3 protein-coding genes are annotated in these 1,668 nt (G+C 54.3%); 2 read left to right on the forward strand and 1 reads right to left on the reverse strand.

Annotated features, from left to right (window positions below; translation table 11 throughout):
* Positions 1–282, forward strand: a 282-nt coding sequence (locus MoGM_RS02380) for an AAA domain-containing protein (protein ID WP_146078624.1), incomplete at its 5' end; no start/stop codon positions are given.
* 148 nt (positions 283–430) lie between these two features.
* A complete protein-coding gene (locus MoGM_RS02385) occupies positions 431–1,432 on the forward strand; it encodes an ABC transporter ATP-binding protein (protein WP_104368606.1) in 1,002 nt (333 codons plus the stop codon).
* Here MoGM_RS02385 and MoGM_RS02390 read toward each other — a convergent pair.
* The coding region (locus MoGM_RS02390) for a GtrA family protein (protein ID WP_199181757.1) at positions 1,408–1,668 on the reverse strand (261 nt) is incomplete at its 5' end. The two genes, MoGM_RS02385 and MoGM_RS02390, sit on opposite strands and share 25 nt — an antisense overlap.

The following is a 1,668-nucleotide window of genomic DNA, read 5'->3' on the forward strand; positions in this document are numbered from 1 at the left end:
TCCATTGATACGGTGGAGAGATTTCAGGGTAGTCAGCGCGATGTGATAATATATTCGTTCACCGTGCATCGCCGCAGCCAGCTGGCATTCCTCACTGCCAACACTTTCATCGAGAACGGCCGTGTGATAGACCGTAAACTGAACGTGGCCGTCACCCGTGCCCGCCGTCAGATGATAATCACGGGCAATCCGGCGCTGCTTGGCGGGAATGCCGTTTTCGCCTCATTGATGCGTGCCTGTGCGTGGCCTGAGTCTTGCAATGGCCGGGAAATGGCAAAATAGGAAAAAAATATCGGTCGGCAGCATTTGGTAATAGATATTTATCACTAACTTTGCAGAGCATAATATAGTCCGAATGAGATGGCGAAAAACAAGTTTGTTTGTTTTTTTATATCTTGAAAGAACCGATCGGAATCATAATAAAGCATCAATGACCATTACTCTCAAAGACCTCACCATAGGATACCGCACGGGAGCGACATCGAAAACAGTGGCGAAAGACCTCAACGGAGAGATACGTGCCGGTGAGTTGACATGCCTGCTCGGTGCCAACGGCGTGGGCAAGAGCACGCTGCTGCGCACGCTGTCGGCCTTTCTGCCGAAGCTCGGCGGCACGGTGATTGTTGACGGGAGAGACATCACCGGATTTAAGGACAGGGAACTGGCGCGCCATATCGGCGTGGTTCTCACCGAGAAACCCGATATAAGCAATATGACGGTGCGCGAGTTGGTGGCTTTGGGTCGTTCGCCCTATACCGGATTTTGGGGTACATACAGTACCGACGATCTCGAAATCGTTGACCGTGCGATAGCCATGACGGGCATAGAGGAACTTTCCGGCCGCATGACAGACACCCTCAGCGACGGAGAGCGGCAGAAGACGATGATAGCCAAGGCCATAGCCCAGCAGACACCGATAATCATCCTTGACGAGCCTACGGCCTTTCTCGACTTTCCGAGCAAGGTGGACACCATGCGGTTGCTGCACCGTGTGAGCCGCGAGACGGGCAAGACGATATTCATGTCGACACACGATCTCGAACTGGCTCTTCAGATATCGGACACCGTATGGCTCATGGAGCGTGGCCGGGGCATTGTAAGCGGCACTCCCGAAGACCTGTCGATAGACGGCAGCCTGTCGGAGTTCTTTGCCGGGCGGGGCATCTCTTTCGATACCGATACGGGGTTGTTTCGTGCCGACACGCCGATAGCCACATTCGTGACTGTTCTCGGTGCCGACACCGTGCGCCGCAAGATGGCGGTGAAGGCGTTGAAAAGAAACGGCATCGGCGTTGCGGGATGTCAGCCTGCCGATGTTCGTATAGAAGTAAGAGACGATTGTTTTGTCGTGGCTCATGCCGCCGGCGAGACTGCCGTTGCCACTATACGGGAGCTGATATTCTCGCTTCAGGCCTTGCGCTTGTGCAGGTAGACGAAGTGGAGGATGAGGAAGTTTATAGGCACCACCACTATCATCACCAGCACGGGAGCCATCAGTTCGCCCGCTCCGAGTATGAAGAATGCGTGAAGCAACGCTATTTCGAGCAGATAGTTGAGCGCGTGGCTTGCCGCGAATCCAGCTGCGTTTTTCTTCGACGGCTGTTGCCTGAACGTGAAAAACGTGGTCATGCCGTAGTTGCATACCAGTCCGACGAGATAGCCGGCGGT

This window comes from Prevotella sp. MGM1, assembly GCF_002933775.1.
Taxonomy (GTDB): Bacteria; Bacteroidota; Bacteroidia; order Bacteroidales; family Bacteroidaceae; genus Prevotella.

What these genes read in the sequence shown, in the direction of transcription:
- MoGM_RS02385 (WP_104368606.1), top strand. Translation starts at nt 431, where the DNA reads ATGACCATTACTCTCAAAGACCTCACCATAGGATACCGCACGGGAGCG.